This window comes from Mammaliicoccus sp. C-M13 (assembly GCF_022386845.1).
GTDB lineage: Bacteria > Bacillota > Bacilli > Staphylococcales > Staphylococcaceae > Mammaliicoccus > Mammaliicoccus lentus.
In genome coordinates, this window is the sequence record NZ_JAJNHQ010000001.1 from 185,019 (window position 1) to 203,695 (window position 18,677).

20 protein-coding genes are annotated in these 18,677 nt (G+C 31.8%); 14 read left to right on the forward strand and 6 right to left on the reverse strand.

What is annotated here, in order from left to right; all coding sequences use genetic code 11:
- Window positions 1-23: 23 nt before the first annotated feature.
- A complete protein-coding gene (locus LQ615_RS00925) occupies window positions 24-911 on the forward strand; it encodes an EMYY motif lipoprotein (protein ID WP_135021469.1) in 888 nt (295 codons plus the stop codon).
- Between the two features lie 50 nt (window positions 912-961).
- Here LQ615_RS00925 and LQ615_RS00930 read toward each other — a convergent pair whose 3' ends face one another.
- Window positions 962-1,192 (reverse strand): hypothetical protein, encoded by a 231-nt coding sequence (locus LQ615_RS00930; RefSeq protein ID WP_017000357.1) that lies wholly within the window; start codon window positions 1,190-1,192, stop codon window positions 962-964.
- Between the two features lie 166 nt (window positions 1,193-1,358).
- Here LQ615_RS00930 and ytxJ point away from each other — a divergent pair, with 166 nt between their 5' ends.
- Window positions 1,359-1,679: a bacillithiol system redox-active protein YtxJ gene (gene ytxJ / locus LQ615_RS00935; protein ID WP_017000356.1), complete on the forward strand. Its 321-nt coding sequence runs from the start codon at window positions 1,359-1,361 to the stop codon at window positions 1,677-1,679.
- A 101-nt stretch (window positions 1,680-1,780) separates the two neighbouring features.
- The gene (locus LQ615_RS00940) at window positions 1,781-2,902 is read left to right on the forward strand and encodes a glycerate kinase (RefSeq protein WP_135021467.1); all 1,122 of its coding nucleotides are present in this window, start codon (window positions 1,781-1,783) and stop codon (window positions 2,900-2,902) included.
- Window positions 2,903-3,251: 349 nt separating this feature from the next.
- Here the strand turns inward: LQ615_RS00940 and pepT are convergent, their stop codons facing one another.
- From pepT to gdpS, 4 genes are all read right to left on the reverse strand, one after another.
- A complete protein-coding gene (gene pepT, locus LQ615_RS00945; RefSeq protein WP_070045683.1) occupies window positions 3,252-4,478 on the reverse strand; it encodes a peptidase T in 1,227 nt (408 codons plus the stop codon).
- Window positions 4,479-4,515: 37 nt separating this feature from the next.
- Complete coding sequence (locus LQ615_RS00950; protein ID WP_135021463.1) at window positions 4,516-4,980, reverse strand: threonine/serine exporter family protein; 465 nt, start codon at window positions 4,978-4,980, stop codon at window positions 4,516-4,518.
- A gap of 14 nt (window positions 4,981-4,994) precedes the next feature.
- Window positions 4,995-5,762, reverse strand: coding sequence for a threonine/serine exporter family protein (locus tag LQ615_RS00955; protein ID WP_016998599.1), 768 nt, complete (start codon window positions 5,760-5,762; stop codon window positions 4,995-4,997).
- Window positions 5,763-5,858: 96 nt separating this feature from the next.
- Window positions 5,859-6,929, reverse strand: a complete 1,071-nt coding sequence (gene gdpS, locus LQ615_RS00960) for a GGDEF domain-containing protein GdpS (RefSeq protein ID WP_016998598.1) — start codon at window positions 6,927-6,929, stop codon at window positions 5,859-5,861.
- Between the two features lie 258 nt (window positions 6,930-7,187).
- Between gdpS and LQ615_RS00965 the strand changes: the two genes are divergently transcribed.
- Window positions 7,188-8,243, forward strand: a complete 1,056-nt coding sequence (locus LQ615_RS00965) for a glycosyltransferase family 4 protein (protein WP_239703776.1) — start codon at window positions 7,188-7,190, stop codon at window positions 8,241-8,243.
- A gap of 2 nt (window positions 8,244-8,245) precedes the next feature.
- Here the strand turns inward: LQ615_RS00965 and LQ615_RS00970 are convergent, their stop codons facing one another.
- On the reverse strand, window positions 8,246-8,896 hold the full coding sequence (locus LQ615_RS00970) for a YigZ family protein (RefSeq protein ID WP_064210873.1): 651 nt from the start codon (window positions 8,894-8,896) through the stop codon (window positions 8,246-8,248).
- 81 nt (window positions 8,897-8,977) lie between these two features.
- Between LQ615_RS00970 and LQ615_RS00975 the strand changes: the two genes are divergently transcribed.
- From LQ615_RS00975 to LQ615_RS01020, 10 genes are all read left to right on the forward strand, one after another.
- Window positions 8,978-9,496, forward strand: a complete 519-nt coding sequence (locus LQ615_RS00975) for a hypothetical protein (RefSeq protein ID WP_103268616.1) — start codon at window positions 8,978-8,980, stop codon at window positions 9,494-9,496.
- 74 nt (window positions 9,497-9,570) lie between these two features.
- Complete coding sequence (gene fakB1 / locus LQ615_RS00980; RefSeq protein WP_016998594.1) at window positions 9,571-10,434, forward strand: fatty acid kinase binding subunit FakB1; 864 nt, start codon at window positions 9,571-9,573, stop codon at window positions 10,432-10,434.
- A 54-nt stretch (window positions 10,435-10,488) separates the two neighbouring features.
- Window positions 10,489-11,775 carry a DEAD/DEAH box helicase family protein gene (locus LQ615_RS00985; RefSeq protein WP_231051161.1) on the forward strand — a complete coding sequence of 429 codons (1,287 nt, stop codon included), beginning with the start codon at window positions 10,489-10,491 and terminating at the stop codon, window positions 11,773-11,775.
- A 137-nt stretch (window positions 11,776-11,912) separates the two neighbouring features.
- The gene (locus tag LQ615_RS00990) at window positions 11,913-12,242 is read left to right on the forward strand and encodes a hypothetical protein (RefSeq protein ID WP_239703775.1); all 330 of its coding nucleotides are present in this window, start codon (window positions 11,913-11,915) and stop codon (window positions 12,240-12,242) included.
- Between the two features lie 6 nt (window positions 12,243-12,248).
- Window positions 12,249-12,437, forward strand: a complete 189-nt coding sequence (locus tag LQ615_RS00995; RefSeq protein WP_239703774.1) for a ComF family protein — start codon at window positions 12,249-12,251, stop codon at window positions 12,435-12,437.
- Between the two features lie 66 nt (window positions 12,438-12,503).
- Window positions 12,504-13,067, forward strand: a complete 564-nt coding sequence (gene hpf, locus LQ615_RS01000) for a ribosome hibernation-promoting factor, HPF/YfiA family (protein ID WP_017000801.1) — start codon at window positions 12,504-12,506, stop codon at window positions 13,065-13,067.
- A 167-nt stretch (window positions 13,068-13,234) separates the two neighbouring features.
- Window positions 13,235-15,766, forward strand: coding sequence for a preprotein translocase subunit SecA (gene secA, locus LQ615_RS01005; protein ID WP_017000800.1), 2,532 nt, complete (start codon window positions 13,235-13,237; stop codon window positions 15,764-15,766).
- A gap of 12 nt (window positions 15,767-15,778) precedes the next feature.
- Window positions 15,779-16,892 (forward strand): peptide chain release factor 2 gene (gene prfB / locus LQ615_RS01010; RefSeq protein ID WP_103268613.1). Its coding sequence is split into 2 segments (ribosomal slippage): window positions 15,779-15,850 and window positions 15,852-16,892, totalling 1,113 coding nucleotides; the frame shifts between segments, so codons are not numbered across the junction.
- Between the two features lie 171 nt (window positions 16,893-17,063).
- On the forward strand, window positions 17,064-17,387 hold the full coding sequence (cccB, locus tag LQ615_RS01015; protein WP_070044915.1) for a cytochrome c551: 324 nt from the start codon (window positions 17,064-17,066) through the stop codon (window positions 17,385-17,387).
- A 367-nt stretch (window positions 17,388-17,754) separates the two neighbouring features.
- Entirely contained in the window at window positions 17,755-18,642 is an 888-nt protein-coding gene (locus LQ615_RS01020) for a LysM peptidoglycan-binding domain-containing protein (RefSeq protein WP_017000797.1), read from the forward strand.
- Window positions 18,643-18,677 lie beyond the last annotated feature (35 nt).

The following is an 18,677-nucleotide window of genomic DNA, read 5'->3' on the forward strand; positions in this document are numbered from 1 at the left end:
ACAAGTGAAACAGAGGTGCAATGATGAAAATTAAATTACTCTACTTAATGTTATTTGTACTTGTATTAATTATTGCAGCTTGTAGTAATGAGGTAAATTCAGATCTTAAAAAATATAAAAGAGATATGAAACCTATTTATAAAAAAGAAGACACAATTCTTGATAATATTAATCAATTAAATTTAGATAAATTAGATCAACTAGTAGGCACTGAAGTAACAGCTGAAAAACATAAAGAATTGAATAAGCTTCATAAAGAACTTGATAAAGAAGTCTTACCTGAAGTTAAGAGTCTTAAAAAACAAGCTGAGAATATCGAGCCGAGTACACAAGAAGTAAAAGATGCACATAATATTTACGTTAGCAATGTTAAAAAGAGAGAAGACTCTATTTCAGAGCTAAATGAATATATATCGCTATTCGAAAAATCTATCAGATCTAATGAGAAAATATTAGAATATACAGAGGTATTTGAGAAAAATAAAGCAGTAGCTGAAAAAAATGCTAGTAAAGCTAAAGATAGCTCTGAAGATAAAGATGATTATGAAGCGTTAGTATCAGTAATAGATAAAAATAGTGACGATTTAAATAATAAAGCTAAGTATTTAAATGAAGCGCATAGTGTGAAAGAGAAATCACAGTATATCCATGATAAAATCATTCCGAGTATATCTAAGTATGTAAAAGCTCTTAATCAAACAAATATTAAATCCAATAGAGTGAATCAAATGAGGCAATCTCAGATTGAAATGTATTACACTTTAAGTGATTATTATAAGGAACGAAAAAAAGGTAGTATTATTGAAGAAAAACTTCAAAAAATAAAAGCCCCTGATGACTTTAACAGTAAAGTTGCGTACTTAGGAAAAGATGAGAAGTATGATAAAGCTATTGATAGATTAGAAAAATAAAACACACCGTATATTAGAATAAAAGTTTATTCTGTATCGGTGTGTTTCTTTTATTCTTCTTTTTTAACGGTGGATTCTTTCTTCTTAGTTTGTGATAAGTATATATTTTTACCTACTAAAGAGATAACCCAAATCGAAAATGCGATAATTAAGATATATGATAATGCAGGTTGGTTTTTAAAATCGAATAAAAACAGAATAGAAATAATAAGTAAACATGCATTAATCGTATCAATCATTCCCCATCTCTTAATGAGGGTAGGTGTTACATTTTTGGTCAAATAAAGCACCTCCTTATTGTAATTATAGTATATCAAAATTAACTAATGGTTAATATCAAAGAATGCGGGTAAACATAATTAAGATAAAAATAGAATTTGCCATATAAAACGAATGATGTTATAGTGTTCAATTGTATTGGTTAAATTATGATAGAGGTGAATTAAAATGGTCGTGAAATTAACTTCCATCGATCAATTTGAAAAAGTACTCAATGATAACCCAAACGTATTTGTAATGAAACACAGCAGTACTTGTCCTATTTCGGCAAGTGCGTATGATCAATTTAATAAATTCTTATATGAAAGAGACATGGACGGTTATTATTTAATTGTTCAAGAAGAAAGAGAATTATCTGATTATATAGCTGACAAAACTGGCGTCAAACATGAATCACCACAGGCTTTTTATTTTATAAACGGGAATGCCGAGTGGGATGCAAGTCATGATAATATCACAGTAGCAAGTTTATCGAAAGCAGAAGAGTAATAATGATATAAGACAAACAGTCATATTGACTGTTTGTTTTTTTGTTAAATAGAGAAAAAAACAGTATAATGAATTATGATAAAAAGCATGAGGTGAAAAATATGAGAGTATTAGTTGCGATGGATGAATTTGATGGTATTTTATCAAGTTATCATGCAAATAGATTTGTAGAAGAAGCGATAAAGTCTCAATTTAATGAAGCGGATATAGTGCAAGTACCTTTATTTAATGGTCAAAGAGAAGTTATTGATTCAATATTATTATGGCAATCAGGCACGAAATATTCGGTAGATCATCATGATGCATATATGAACCCTAAGACATCAGTTTATGCAGTTACTGGTAATAACATAACGGTTATAGAAGCGGGTGAAGTGTTAACTTCAAATGAAGAAACAATTAGACCAAGTGAAACCACTTCTTACGGTTTAGGTGAAATGCTTAATGAAGCGCTTAAAGAAAATACTAATGAAATGATTATATCAGTAGGTAACGTTGCAAGTTATGATGGTGGTCTAGGCATGATTCAAGCACTTGGTGCAAAGTTTTATGACGCTGAAGGTGCTTTAGTAGATTTAAGCAAGGGCGCTAAATGGATTAAATATATTAGAACAATAGACTTATATGATTTAGATAAACGTTTGAAAGATAAAAAAATTAAAGTCATTACAGATTTTGAATCTAAATATTATGGTAAAAGTAGTCGAGTTATGAAAGAACGTGAATTAAATCATATCTCGTTAGAAGAGGCTACAGATATAGATAATGCTTTATGGTATATAAGTGAACTGTTTAAGAGTCAGCATAAAACATTATTAGGTAAAGAAGAAAGAGGCGGATCTGGTAGCGGTATAGCTGCTATGTTAAATTGTCTATGGGATGGCGAACTTGTAACTGGTGGAGATGTTGTTAACGAACTGACATACTTAGACCAATTAATTGAGCAAGCTGATTTTGTTGTGTTTGGGGAAGGTTTAAAACCGAACCAACAATTACTCGAGACGACTTCAGTAAGAATTGCAGAATTATGTTATAAACACAATAAAGTTAATATCGCAGTTTGTGCAACAGATGAAAAATTCGATAAATATATTGAACAAGAAGTTACAGCAATGTTTAAAGTACTAAACAAAGATCAATATACGATGACCGAATTAGAAATGGGCATAGCCTTAAGACATTTAACGACACAAGCATTAAGATTATTGAAAAGCAATTTATAATTAAGAGTTCGGAACATAACAAATGTTTCGGATTTTTGTTATGTAAGCGCGAGTACCTCATTATTTATAATGAATAATAAGAGAGTGGGGCCTCTAACGTGCAAGAAATTTGAGACAAGCTCGTTACATTTTCTAACGAGTTAGTGCGTGTAAACAAGCCCGTTAGCGCAATATTTTCTACGATTTTGTAAAGTGCTGACGCCTGAGGGAATCGTATGAGTGAGAGACTACAGGCTCGAACTATAACCTAGGAAACCTTGCACGAACAAAATCGTAGATCTTATAAAAAATAAGCATATCACTTTCAAACTGAAATAATCAGTTAAGTGATATGCTTATTTATTTTGAATTAAGATTGTTTTTCAAATTCAGATAGGATACCTACAATTGTTTGCACTGCTTTTTCCATAACATCAATAGACGCATATTCAAATGGTCCATGGAAATTAGCGCCACCAGTAAATAAATTTGGTGTAGGTAAGCCCATATAAGAAAGTTGAGAACCATCAGTACCACCACGAATCGGCTCTATTACAGGTGTAATACCTAAAGATTTAATCACTTTCTCAGGTATATCGATTAGCTCAGGATGAGGTTTGATTTTTTCACCCATATTATAATATTGATCATCGATTTGAACTTTAATCAGTTCTTCATCATAATGGTGGTTTAAATTTTTGGCGATATCTAACAAATGGTTTTTTCTACGCTCAAATTGTGCTTTGTCATGGTCACGAATAATATATTGTAATGTTGCTTTTTCAACGTTACCTTCCATTTGCATTAAATGGTAAAAGCCTTCATATCCTTCAGTATGTTCAGGTACTTCATCAGCTGGTAACTGTTCATTAAAAGTCATTGCTAACGTGTTAGCATTGACCATAACATCTTTAGCTGAACCAGGATGAACATTGACACCATTAACTTCTACAACAGCCATAGCTGCATTAAAACTTTCGTATTGTAGTTCGCCTTCTAAACTGCCATCCATTGTATAAGCAAAGTCAGCATTGAAACGTTCTACATCAAAGTTGTGTGGCCCTTTACCAATTTCTTCGTCAGGCGTAAAGCTAAATCGAATGTCACCGTGTTTGATTTCTGGATGATCAATTAAGTAAATAATAGCTTCCATAATTTCTACGACACCAGCTTTATCGTCTGCACCTAGCAATGATGTGCCATCAGTTGTCATTAGTGTATGCCCGATAACATCTTTTAATTGTGGGAAAGTATTTGGGCTAAGCACTTTTTCTGTCTGACCTAACTGAATATCTTCCCCGTTATAATTTTCTACAATTACTGGATTAACGTTTGTAGCATTATAATCAGGTGATGTATCAATATGTGCTAATAAACCAACAGTAGGAACCTTTTTATCGGTATTAGATGGTAATGTAGCCATTAAATACCCTTTGTCATCTACTGTTACTTCAAGGTTAAGTGCTTTAATTTCTTCTTCAAGAAGTTTAATTAAATCCCATTGCTTTTCAGTAGAAGGTGTTGTTGTACTATTTGGATCCGCTTGTGTGTCTATCTTTACATATCTTTCTAATCGATCAATTAGACGTTGTTTCACATTATTCTCTCCCTTTTACTTCTATTTACTTTACTTATTATACGCTTTTTTGTTTCTTAGAAGCAAAAAATTGCTTAGTACGAATGTAAATTTGGAAGACAATTTCAGAACTTAAAATACCAAACGCAATAGATCCAGATATTAGTGTAGCTTGTAATGACGTATTGATAGCTACATCATAATTATTAATAACTAAGTTTTTAGTGGCATCATAAGCTAAACCACCGGGAACTAAAGGAATAATACCAGCTACTATAAAAATAATCATAGGACGTTTATAGTAGCGGCTCATGATATGACTCATGATAGCTAAAGTGAAACTCCCGTAGAACGAAGCTTGAACTTTATCAATACCGAAGTCTAAAGAAACAGTATAAATCATCCAAGCTATGGCTCCAACAACACCACAAGCAATTAGAAGTCTTCTAGGTGCATTAAAAATGACAGAGAAGAATAATGTTGCAGTAAAACTTAATAGTATTTGATAAATATAATCTAACATTCATAGCACCTTCCTTAACTTAGTAATAATACAATTGCTACGCCAGCACCGATTGCAAATGCTGTTAAAGCCGCTTCTACACCTTTAGAAATACCAGCTAATAATTGACCAGCCATCAAATCTCTTATTGCATTTGTAATAAGAACACCTGGTACAAGTGGCATAACAGAGGCAATGGTAATTAAACTTAAATTATCTCCGTAAAAGAAATTGACACTTATTGTAGCTATTGTAGCTATAATTAATGAACTAATAAATTCAGTAAAAAATTTAATGCGTATCGTATTATGTACAATTGCCATTGTTAAATACCCAGTACCACCAGCTATAAATGAAGGGATAACATCAGGTTGTTTACCGCCAAACATAGGTAAGAAACATGCTGATGCAATAGCTGCTGCCAAAACTTTTAACCAAAAAGGAAATTGTAATGCAGCATGATGTAAATGTATCAATTCAGATTTAGCTTCATCTATCGATAATTCGTTATTTGCAATCTTTCTGGAAATTTGATTCGTCAGAGATATTTTCTCTAAATCTGTCGATCTTTCATCTATTCTTATCAATCTAGTGTTAGTTCTATCATTTAATGAGAAAATAATTGCTGTGGAAGTTACAAAGCTATGTGTATTTTCTAAGCCATAACTCGTTGCGATTCTAGCCATTGTGTCTTCAACTCTATATGTTTCAGCACCGCTTTCCAAAAGGATGCGTCCTGCTGTCATAACGACATCGATTATTTTATTCTCATCTATTATTGTGAAGTCCTTTAATTCTTCCATAATAACCTCCATGTTCGCAATGAATAAAATATAATCCTTATATAACAACAATTCAACAAAAAACATAGAATTGCAATAGGCAATTCTATGTTTAGTTTATAATTTAATAATTGGATTGAACATTACTTTGTTTTGACCTTGTAATTTCGCTTCATGTAACATATCATCCGCGTCTTTAAATACACGTCTTTTAGATTTATTATCCTCTTCTGTTAAATAGCCGACCCCTATGGAGACAGAAAGTTTTATTGTGTCTTTGTTAGGTAAATGGAACGTTGATTGTTGCACACTATCTCTAATACTTTCGGCTAACTTAATCGCACTATCTAATGATTCATCAATCAATATAATAGAAAATTCTTCTCCTCCGTTACGGAATGCTTTTACGTCTTTAGGCAAGTAATTAATGAGTAATTGGGACATCTGTTTGAGCACTGCATCACCAGCCGTATGAGAATATTCATCATTTACATCTTTAAATCCATCTATATCAATTAACAACAATGCCATAGATTGTTGTTGTTCAGTAACGAGTTCAGTTGTTCTATTTAAATATCTATCGAATTCTTTTACGTTTCCTAATCCAGTTAAATAATCGACTGATTCTTCATTTTCATAACGGGAAATAAGATTTTTAAGAATCCATATATCGCGATAAACACTCGCACTAATAATACTAAGGATAAAGGAAATTGGTACAAGAAACAACCATTCATTCAACCATGAATCAGGGTTTAAGAATATCAAAGTAATAACAATAATAAGGATACTGATTAAATATAATAATTGTATGCTAACAAAATCACTTTGTTTAAGAAATGGACCAATCATACCTACTACTACTGCTATTATGAGTAGATGTAAGTCATCTAAAAATGGTGTGTTGAATATAAACATATCTACTAGCAAAATGATGACTGCACTGAATGAGGTATAAAATAAATTTGTAAATCTACCTAAGAACAATAACGGGATAAAGCTTAACGTGATAACATAATCATGATATTGAATAGGGTTGGATATTAACAATATCGAAACACCAGTCATTAGAATGGTGATATAATTTTGTGAAAATTTTACGGTTCTAGTTTCACTATATTGGATGCGATGGTATAGATAAAAAGACGCAATAGTTACAGAAATATTAAATATAATTGCTTGTATCATATAGCACCATCCTTCATTTTATAAGCCATATGATATTGTAATCTATTAGATGACGTTTGTCACGATATAACAAGTATTTTCGGAAAAAAAGTTTCATTTTTCACAGCTTGTAGGAATTAAAAGCGGAATATTTACTACTGAAACAATTGGGAATATATGGGATGCAGTGGTTTTTATAGCATGTGAGCTGAAATTTTGATATTCTTAAAGAAATGTTTTATTAACATTATTCTTCAATTATAAGATGAAGGTGAATCCATGTTTACTTTGCAATTAATATTATTAACGATGATTGTGAGCTTAATACTTACACCTTTAGTAATTGTACTTTCTAAAAAAATAGGTGCTGTTGATATGCCTAATGTAAGAAAAGTACATACTAAACCAGTTTCAGTATTGGGCGGAACAGTTATTTTGCTATCTTTTCTTATCGGGTTATGGTGGGGCAAACCAGTTGAACATGAAATAATACCTATTATATTAGGCGCAATTGTTATTTATTTAATTGGTTTAGTCGATGATTTATACGATATGAAACCACTGGTGAAACTTGCAGGACAAATAGCAGTTTCACTTATAGTTGTATTAAATGGTGTTACATTAGACTTTATAACATTACCTTTTGGAATTGTTATAAAATTCGGCATATTTAGTATACCTATGACTATATTTTGGGTAGTCGCAGTTATGAATGCAATTAATTTAATAGATGGATTAGATGGTCTAGCTTCAGGTATTTCGTGTATTGCGCTTGTAACGATTGGATTTATTGCCATATTACAACAAAATATTTTCATAATGATGATATGTAGCGTGTTAATTGGTTCGTTATTAGGATTTTTAGTTTTCAATTCGCATCCAGCAAAAATATTCCTTGGAGATAGTGGTGCATTGTTGTTAGGTTATATTATTGGTGTTTTATCACTATTAGGTTTTAAAAACATTACATTAATATCACTATTTTTCCCGATGGTTATTTTAGCAGTACCATTTATAGACATGTTGTTTGCTATAATTCGAAGATTACATAATAAGCAATCCATAGTACAGGCAGATAAATCACATTTACATCATAAGTTATTGGATTTAGGCTATACACATAGACAGACAGTAGTATTAATCTATATGATTGCTATATTGTTTAGCATATCTAGTGTCATACTATACTTATCACCGCCATACGGTGTATTGATGATGTTTATTATGATTTTAATTACAATTGAATTAATCGTAGAATTTACAGGTTTAATACATCCTAATTACAGACCTATACTCAATTTATTAACACGGTCTAAATATAAAGAAGAACGCTAAATTTAGCGTTCTTCTTCTTTGTTATATGGAAACGGTAAGGCAATAGTTTCTTCTCTATTTAATTCGTATTTTCCTTGATTAATTTCATCTAAGAAATTCATAAAGTTTTCTTCTTCTGAGGCAATCACGTGTATCGTATATTTCACTTTATCAGTGTAGGCTGTATCAACAAGCATATATTCTGTTTGTTGTAATTCATATTCAAAACGACCCGTTTGATCATAATCTAAAGTGACTTCAAACGGTATAGCTTCAAGTAAAATGATACGACCGATTTCATTAATCACTTGGCTTACTGCACTTCCGTAAGCTCTGATAAGTCCTCCGGCACCAAGTTTTATGCCACCAAAGTAACGGGTAACCACAACAACTACATTATGTAATTGTTGCTTTTTTAATACTTCGAGCATTGGTACACCAGCAGTTCCAGAAGGCTCTCCGTCATCATTGGCTTTTTGTGTGAGCATAGTTGGTCCGATGACGTAACTTGAGCAGTTATGAGTCGCTGAATGATGTTCTTTTTTCTTTTGCTGTATGAATGCTTTAGCTTCTTCTTCTGTTTCGGCCGGGTGAATACTCGCTATAAATCTAGATTTATTTATTATTATTTCAGTTTCATGTGGTGCTTTTATAGTAATTAGTCCTTCAGCCATGTTAAAACTTCTCCCTTTACATCGTTATCTGTTACGATATATTATATACTATTGAAATTAGACGGGAAAGGATTGTATCAATTGAAGAAGAATAAATTAATATTTTTATGCATAGCTTTGACTTTAATATTAGCGGCGTGTGGTTCTAAAGATGAACCTAAACAAGAAACGAAGGATAAAGACGATAGCCAAGGTGTATTATTAGATGATAAAGGCAATCCGAAAGAAACAATTGAGGTAGATAAAGATACAGAGAAAGCTGTTAAAGATGCGATTGAGAAAAATAGGGAATCTTTAAACGAAGGTAATGTAGATAAGTATATTGATACGATAGATCATGATTCAAAACAGTTAGATGTTAAAGAAGAAAAGTCAGTTTTACAAGATACGCTTAAAGATTATAAGTTTGATAAAAAAATTTCTAATATTAAATTTTTAGAAAAAGATAAAGATAAGGTTGTTGTGTTTTATAATGTAGATACTACAGCTCACCCGAAAAGTGGTGGAGATGATGAAAAAAAATCATTTAATGAAGTCGTAACACTTGTTAAGAAAGATAACACTTATAAGTATTCTAAAATGGCACAAGCAGCAATTTAATAGATAAAGTACTTTTCAAATATCTGTTTATTAGATATGATGTTTATGGAAGAGAATCTAGGAGGAAAAATTTTATGAAAATTGCTGTAATAACGGATTCGACAGCATATTTAGATCAGGCTTATATTGATGAATATCAAATTAAAATAATCCCTTTAAATGTGATTTTTAAAGATGAAACATACAGAGAATTAATAGATTTAAATACGGAAGATTTTTATAAAAGAATGAGAAATGAAACACAATTACCAACTACTTCTCAACCTACAATTGGAGACTATGTAGCGTTATTAGAAGAATTGGAAAGAGAAGGATATACAGATGTGATCGCAATTCATCTATCCAGTGGTATTAGCGGTGCTTACCAAGGTGCTATTACTGCAAACTCTATGGTTGAAGGTATAAAAGTACATCCATTTGACTCAGAAATATCTTGTATGGTTCAAGGCTTTTACACGTTGAAAGCTAGTCAACTTATTCGAGAGAATGTGCCGCTTGAAAGCATTTTAAAGCAATTAGAAGAAATGAAGCAAGCAGCAAATGCATACTTTATAGTTGATGATTTAAACAACCTTAAAAAGGGCGGACGTCTTAATGGCGCTCAAGCTTTAGTAGGCACAATGTTACAGGTGAAACCTATACTTCATTTTGTTGATACCAAAATTGTCCCTTATGAGAAGGTTAGAACGAAAAAAAGAGCAATGAAACGAATCGAAGAACAAATTGCTAAAGAAATAGACCAGTCTTCGGAAGTTTCAATCTGTGTTATACATGCCAATGATGAAGAAGGCGCACTTGCTTGGAAGAAACAACTAGAAGAAAAGTTTCCAAAAGCAAATGTAATTATTAGTTACTTTGGTCCTGTCATCGGAACACATTTAGGAGAAGGCTCTTTAGGTGTAGGCTATACAACAACACCAATCGATTTAACAAAATAATATAATGTCAGCACAAAAAGCATATGCTTTTTGTGTTTTTTTATTGGAGGTAATATGAAATATTATGGCCGTATTTGTCATGATTTAAGTGACATTACTGATGAAAAAATTTTAAAAACTTTACCAGGGGTTACAATCGTTAATGATAAGTATAAATGTAATCAATGTACAAATACTGATCAAAGGATGTTCTATCATTATTATTGTTACCACTGTAATAAAGAAACTATTTATTGTAGAAGTTGTATTCAACTTGGTGAAGTTCAAAGTTGTAAAAATATATACGTGATAGAAAGTCACAGAGAAGAGACATCCGGATACTTTAAACTAGATTTTAAATTAAGTCCTCAACAAGAACTAGCTTCTCAAAAGGTTAGTGAAGCTATCTTGTCACATTCCCCATTGCTATTGCACGCAGTTACAGGTGCAGGAAAGACAGAAATGATTTTTGAAGGTATTTCTAAAGCAAGACGTAAAGGTTATAACGTGGCTGTTGTCTCTCCAAGAGTAGATGTTGTTAAAGAAGTATATTTAAGGTTGAAACAGGCTTTTGTTGATGAACAACTAGATTTATTATATGAAGGACAGTTTGCTAAATTTGACAGTACCTTTATTGTATCTACAGTTCATCAGTTGATGAGATATTATCAACATTTTGATGTGGTAATCGTTGACGAGGTTGATGCATTTCCTTTAGAAATGGACAATCAGTTAATGACAACGATAAGTAAAGCAACTCGTATACAATCTAGTCATATTTGTTTAACTGCTACTCCTAACAAACAACTGCGTTCACTTTTCAAAGAACATCAAATAATAACTTTACCTGCACGCTATCACGGACACCCTCTACCTGTACCAGAATTTCATTATAATATTGTTAAGACAACAAAAATAAATCATAAATTACTAAAATTTTTAAAAAGACAAGTTAATGAAAATAGAAAAACATTTGTATTTTTCCACGATATTAATTATATGGAATCTGTATTCAAACTATATACGCAGTACTTTTCAAAGATTGAATGTGTATCGAGTCAAGATCCAGAAAGACATGAGAAAGTTAGTCGTTTAAGAAATAACGAAGTTGATATCATGTTTACAACGACTATTTTAGAGAGAGGTGTTACGTTACCAGCATTGGATGTTGTAATTATTCGAACAGATATGTTTACTTCAAGTGCTATTATTCAAATTGCAGGAAGAGTCGGTAGAAAGACTTCTAATCCGACAGGAAACGTAATATGTTACAACAAAGGGATAACTAAAGAAATGGACTTAGCAAGAAAAGAAATTATGAGCATGAATAAACTTGCTAAAGAAAGAGGATGGTTAAAGTGAAAAAATGCTTAATCTGTCAAAATTCAATAAATGAATCGATAAATTTATTGAATTTATTTAATCAATCTCAAAACATATGCCAATCTTGCCGGTTAAATTTGACGTTCAATCATAATGTACGAAGATGTACAAAATGTTTGAAAATATTATCAGAAGATGAACATGAATGTTTAGATTGTATGTGGTTATCTCAAAGTTATAAATTAATTAATCAACTACATACACTTTATGATTATCAAACTTTCATTAAAACATTGATGCATCAATATAAATTTTCTGGAGATTTAGCTTTGTACGAAATATTTCAAATACCTAGAAAGATAATTAAAAATTATGATTTAATCGTGCCAGCACCTATTAATGATAATAAACTAAGAAATAGAACTTTCGATCATGTTGCGTACGTATTAGATAAACAAAACATACCTTATACACAACTATTTCAAACAGAAGAACGAAAAAAATAAGCTTGCTTGTCGAAAAAAGAAAGGTCAGAACAAAATAATCCATTTAAATTAATCGACGAAATAAACTTAGAAAATAAAAAAATATTACTAGTAGATGATATCTATACGACGGGTCTAACATTACATCAAATGGCCGAGCATTTATTTGTTAGAAAAATCAGAAAACTAGATGCCTTAACATTTGCAAGAGGATAAAATAATGGTAAAATAATAGTAGGAAGAAACACAAAGAGAATAGCGCATTAAAGGAGTCGGTGCTTTATGATCAGATTTGAAATTCATGGTGAAAACATCACAGTGACTGATCCGATAAGAAATTATATTGAGGACAAAGTAGGTAAATTAGAACGTTACTTTACAAATGTCCCAGAAGCGATAGCTCATGTTAAAATTAAAACTTATCAGGATTCAAGTAGTAAAGTTGAAGTAACAATTCCGTTGAAAGAAGTTACTTTAAGAGCTGAAGAAAAACATGATGATTTATATGCTGGAATCGACTTAATAACTAACAAATTAGAAAGACAAGTGCGTAAGTACAAAACAAAAGTAAACAGAAAGTATCGTGATAAAGGACGAGAAAAAGACATATTCGCTACTACTGAACCTGGTTATCCGGAGGAAAACGAAGAAAGCGATAGTGAAATAGAAATTATTCGTTCTAAACAGTTCGCATTGAAACCTATGGATTCTGAAGAAGCTGTTTTACAAATGAATCTACTAGGTCATGATTTCTACATCTTCACAGATGCAGAAACAGATGGAACAAGTATAGTTTACAAACGTAAAGACGGTAAATATGGTTTAATTGAAACATCAATACAATAAATGAATAAACCGAAAACTGATGCAGAACTTCTGTGTCAGTTTTCTTTGTGTAATAATAGCTTTTCGTTAAAAGAGGTGGTAATCTTAAATAGTATAAAAATAAAAATAAAAGTGTTATGATATATTGTTGTAAGATTACTAGTTTCCTAGTTGAAGGAGAGAACAAAATGGGTTTTTTATCAAAATTAGCTGATGGTAATAAGCGAGTTGTAAAATCACTTGCAAAATTAGCAGATCAAGTCATCGGTTTTGAAGACGAAATTGCAAAACTAACAGATGACCAATTAAGAGAAAAGACAGTACAATACCAAAAAGAATTAGCAGAGATAGAAGATTATAAAAAACAAGAAAAGTATTTAGATAAAATACTTCCAGAAGCATATGCAATCGTAAGAGAAGCTTCTACACGTGTATTTAGCATGACACCATTTAAAGTACAAGTTATGGGTGGTATTGCAATTCATCGTGGTGATATATCAGAAATGAAAACTGGTGAAGGTAAAACGTTAACAGCAACAATGCCTGTATATTTAAATGCTCTGAGTGGCAGAGGGGTACATGTTGTTACAGTAAACGAATATTTATCTAGTTTCCAAAGTGAAGAAATGGCAAAACTATACAACTTCTTAGGTTTATCTGTAGGCTTGAATTTAAATTCTTTAAGTACAGAAGAAAAAAGAGCGGCATATGCTGCAGATATTACGTATAGTACGAATAATGAATTAGGCTTTGACTATTTAAGAGATAACATGGTCACATACAAAGATGACCGCGTAATGAGACCATTAAACTTTGCGATTATCGATGAAGTCGACTCTATTTTAATTGACGAAGCGAGAACACCGTTAATTATATCTGGTGAAGCAGAAAAATCTACGACACTTTATACTCAAGCAAATGTTTTCGTTAAAATGTTAAAAGATGAAGATGACTTTACGTATGATGAAAAGACAAAAGCGATTACGTTAACTGAACAAGGTATTGATAAAGCAGAACGCATGTTTAAAATAGATAACTTGTTCGATGTTAAAAATGTAAACTTAATGCATCATATCAACATTGCATTAAAAGCAAATCGTACGATGTTTAAAGACAAGGACTATGTTGTTGAAGACGGTGAAATAATGATTGTTGACCAATTTACTGGTCGTACAATGCCGGGCCGTCGTTTCTCAGATGGATTGCATCAAGCTATTGAAGCTAAGGAAGGATTAGAAATTCAAAATGAGTCTAAAACAATGGCTTCTATTACATTCCAAAACTTCTTTAGAATGTACAATAAATTATCTGGTATGACAGGTACTGCTAAGACGGAAGAAGAAGAATTTAGAAACATTTATAATATGACTGTAACTCAAATTCCTACTAATAGACCTATTCAACGTAAAGATGAAGCAGATATGATATTTGCGTCTCAAAAAGGTAAGTTTGATGCTGTAGTTAGAGATGTCATCGAATTATACAAAAAAGGTCAACCAGTACTATTAGGTACAGTAGCGGTTGAAACGAGTGAATATATCTCGAACTTACTGAAGAAAAAAGGCGTAAGACATGATGTTTTAAACGCGAAAAACCATGAACGTGAAGCGGAAATTATTCAAAGCGCTGGTGAAAAAGGCGCTGTTACAATCGCGACAAACATGGCTGGTCGTGGTACAGACATTAAACTAGGCGAAGGCGTTATAGAATTAGGTGGACTAGCAGTTATCGGTACAGAAAGACATGAATCTAGACGTATTGATGACCAATTAAGAGGTCGTTCTGGACGTCAAGGTGACGTTGGTAAAAGTAGATTCTATTTATCGTTACAAGATGAATTAATGGTGAGATTCGGCTCTGAACGCATGCAATCATTGATGGGCAGACTAGGTATGAATGATGATACACCTATTGAATCAAAAATGGTTTCAAGAGCGGTAGAGTCTGCTCAAAAACGTGTTGAAGGTAATAACTTTGATGCTCGTAAACGTCTATTAGAATATGATGATGTCTTAAGACAACAACGTGAAATTATATACGGTGAACGTAATGATATTATTGAAAATGATAATGTCGAAAATATCGTTAAAGGTATGATTAAATCTTCTCTTGAACGTGGTATAAACTATCATTTATCTGCTAATGAAGATGATATTGATTATGAAGCACTTGTTCAATATATCGAAGATTCTTATCTACAACCTGGTGTAATTAAAGCAGATGATATACGTGGAAGAGACTATGAAGATATCCAAGAAATTGTACTTGAGAAAATTAAAGACCAATATAAACATCAACAAGAAGAATTCGGAGATCAAATGTCTGAATTTGAACGTATGATTGTATTAAGAACGATAGACCGTAAATGGACAGATCATATCGATACGATGGATCAATTACGTACAGGTATTCACTTGAGATCTTATGGTCAAATAAATCCATTGCGTGAATATCAAAATGAAGGTTTAGAATTATTTGAAACAATGTTAAGTGACATTGAAGACGAAGTAAGTAAGTATATTTTAAAAGCTACAATTGACCGCGGTGAACAAGTAGAACGTCAACAAGTTGAAATTGGTGAAGCTAAACACGTTGGAGCAAACGACGGTAAAGAAAAAGTAAAACCTAAACCGATTGTTAAAGATGAACAAGTAGGTCGAAATGACCCTTGTCCTTGTGGAAGCGGCAAAAAATATAAAAATTGTCACGGTAAAGCGTAAAGGAGTTAAATTATGGAATTAACGGAAATTAAACAGATTTTAAATAAGCATAATGAAAAATTATTAAACATCAGGGGGTCTCTTTGACTTAGAAAATAAAGAGACAAACATACAAGAATATGAAGAAATGATGGTTGATCCTTCTTTTTGGGATGATCAGAATAAAGCACAAGAAATTATTAATAAAAATAATGCACTCAAGTCAGTTGTAAATGATTTTTATAATTTAGAAAATCAAATTGAAGATTTGTATACAACGATTGAATTACTACAAGAAGAATATAACGAAGATATGCATAAAGCTTTAGAGTCTGACTTAAAAACAATTAATAAAGATATAGAACAATTTGAATTGAATCTATTATTAAATGGAGAGCATGACGAGAATAATGCGATATTAGAATTACATCCTGGTGCTGGCGGAACAGAATCTCAAGATTGGGGTTCTATGTTACTCAGAATGTATCAACGATTCGCTGAACATAAAGGCTTTAAAGTTGAGACATTAGATTACCAAAATGGTGATGAAGCAGGAATTAAAAGTGTAACTTTATTAATTAAAGGGCACAATGCTTATGGCTATTTAAGAGCTGAAAAAGGTGTTCATAGATTAGTACGTATTTCTCCATTTGATTCTTCGGGAAGAAGACATACATCATTTGTTTCTTGTGAAGTTACACCAGAATTTAATAATGAAAAAATTGAAATCGAAGTTAATTCTGAAGATATATCAGTAGACACTTATAGAGCATCCGGTGCAGGTGGACAGCACGTTAATACTACTGATTCAGCGGTGCGTATTACACACCAACCAACAGGCATCGTTGTTACTTGTCAAAATGAGCGTTCTCAAATTAAAAACAGAGAGCAAGCAATGAAAATGTTAAAAGCTAAACTTTATCAAAGAGAATTAGAAGAACAAGCTGCTGCTTTAAATGAAATAAGAGGTGAGCAGAAAGAAATTGGGTGGGGAAGTCAAATACGTTCTTACGTATTCCATCCATATGCGATGGTTAAAGATCATAGAACCAATGAAGAAACAGGAAATACAAGTGCAGTAATGGACGGAGAAATTGATCCGTTTATAGATGCATATTTACGTAGTCAATTAAACGAGCAATCATAAAATAAAGTAAACAAAAATCAGGTGAAATTCTTAAATAACAAGAAATTCACCTGATTTTTTTGATGAACATAATAGTTAAGGTTTTGTGAAAAGATACACAATATCGTTTTAAAATAAACACAATCATGGTAAAATATTAATGTGATTATATATTAATATGGGGTGTAAAACATGAGATTTAAAATGGGCATTATTTCAATCGTTGCGGCTTCTTCATTAGTGTTTGCTGGATGTGGAAATTCTTCATCGGACGAAAGTAAATCTGAAGAATATAGCTCTCAGGGGGAAAAGATTTTTAAAAATAATTCTTGTGTCGGCTGTCACGGTAAAGACTTAGAAGGTGCTTCTGGTCCATCATTGAAAAATGTAGGTTCTAAACTATCAGAACAAGATATAGAGAAAATTATCAATGAAGGTAAAGGTAGTATGCCGAGTAAAGTAGTTGATGAAAAAGAAGCTAAAGAAGTAGCAAAATGGTTAGCAGAACAAAAATAAAATACAGAGTTATAAGTTACGAAAACTTATAACTCTGTATTTTTCTTTTTTTTATAATTGTTACATTGTATTTTAATGAAATAAGAATTGGTAAATGGTTTTTGGATAAATTCTCCATCGACAATGATTTTTTCTGACGATATTATATTATGAATATTATTTAATACTAGCTATTAAGACTGTCATAATAAACTTTATAGATATTTTTAATTTAAATTATAGAAAGGTAACGTTTATATTACGAATATGTAACAAAGGAATTTGTGCGATGATTTTATGATATTATATTTCCAGTAATAGTTGAGGGAAACTCAAATTAATATAAATATAAATAAAAACATATAAATCTCAGGAGGATTTAACCATCATGAAGAAGACATTAGTTACGTTTGCATCTGTTACAGCTTTAACATCTTTAGTACAAACAACAGCTTTTGCTGCAGAGCATGAAGTTAAAGAAGGTGAAACATTAGCAACTATCGCACAAGAATATGGGACTTCTATTTCAAATCTTAAAGAATTAAATAAAATTTCTACTGAAGTTTCAGTAGGACAAAATATAAAAGTATTAAAAGATGACGTTTATGTTATACAAGAAGGCGATACACTCAATAAAATCTCTAAAAAATTTGACGTAACAGTATCAGAATTAAAAGAATGGAATAACTTGTCATCAGATATTATTTTAGTTGGTAAACCATTATTAGTATCAGCAGACGCTCAATTATCTGGCGATGAAGCTACTGCAGAACCAACTACTGTTTCAATTAACGCACCTGAAGCATCAGCTCAAGAAGAAAGCTTATTAAGATATGTATTTGAGCAAACTTCAACTGGTAGTGAGTATAATACTGAAGACTACCAAGCATACGCTTTACCAACGTTTAATAATGAATCGCCAACTACTGCAGTATCGTATAGCAGACCATCATCAGGTGGCGGGGCTAATTTATATACTTCAGGTCAATGTACTTACTATGCATTTAGTAAACGACCTGATATTGGAAGCACTTGGGGAAATGCTAACAACTGGGCTAATGCAGCTGCACAATCTGGTTATACAGTTAACAATACTCCTTCAGCAGGCGCTATATTACAATCTACAGCTGGTGGCTACGGTCATGTAGCATACGTTGAAAATGTTAACTCTGATGGTTCTCTACAAGTATCAGAGATGAACTATCAAGGTGTAGGAGTTGTTTCTTCACGAACAATTTCAGCTTCTGCAGCTAAAGCATACAACTATATACATTAGTCATTTTAGTTAAACATGTACAAGCAAGTAGTTAA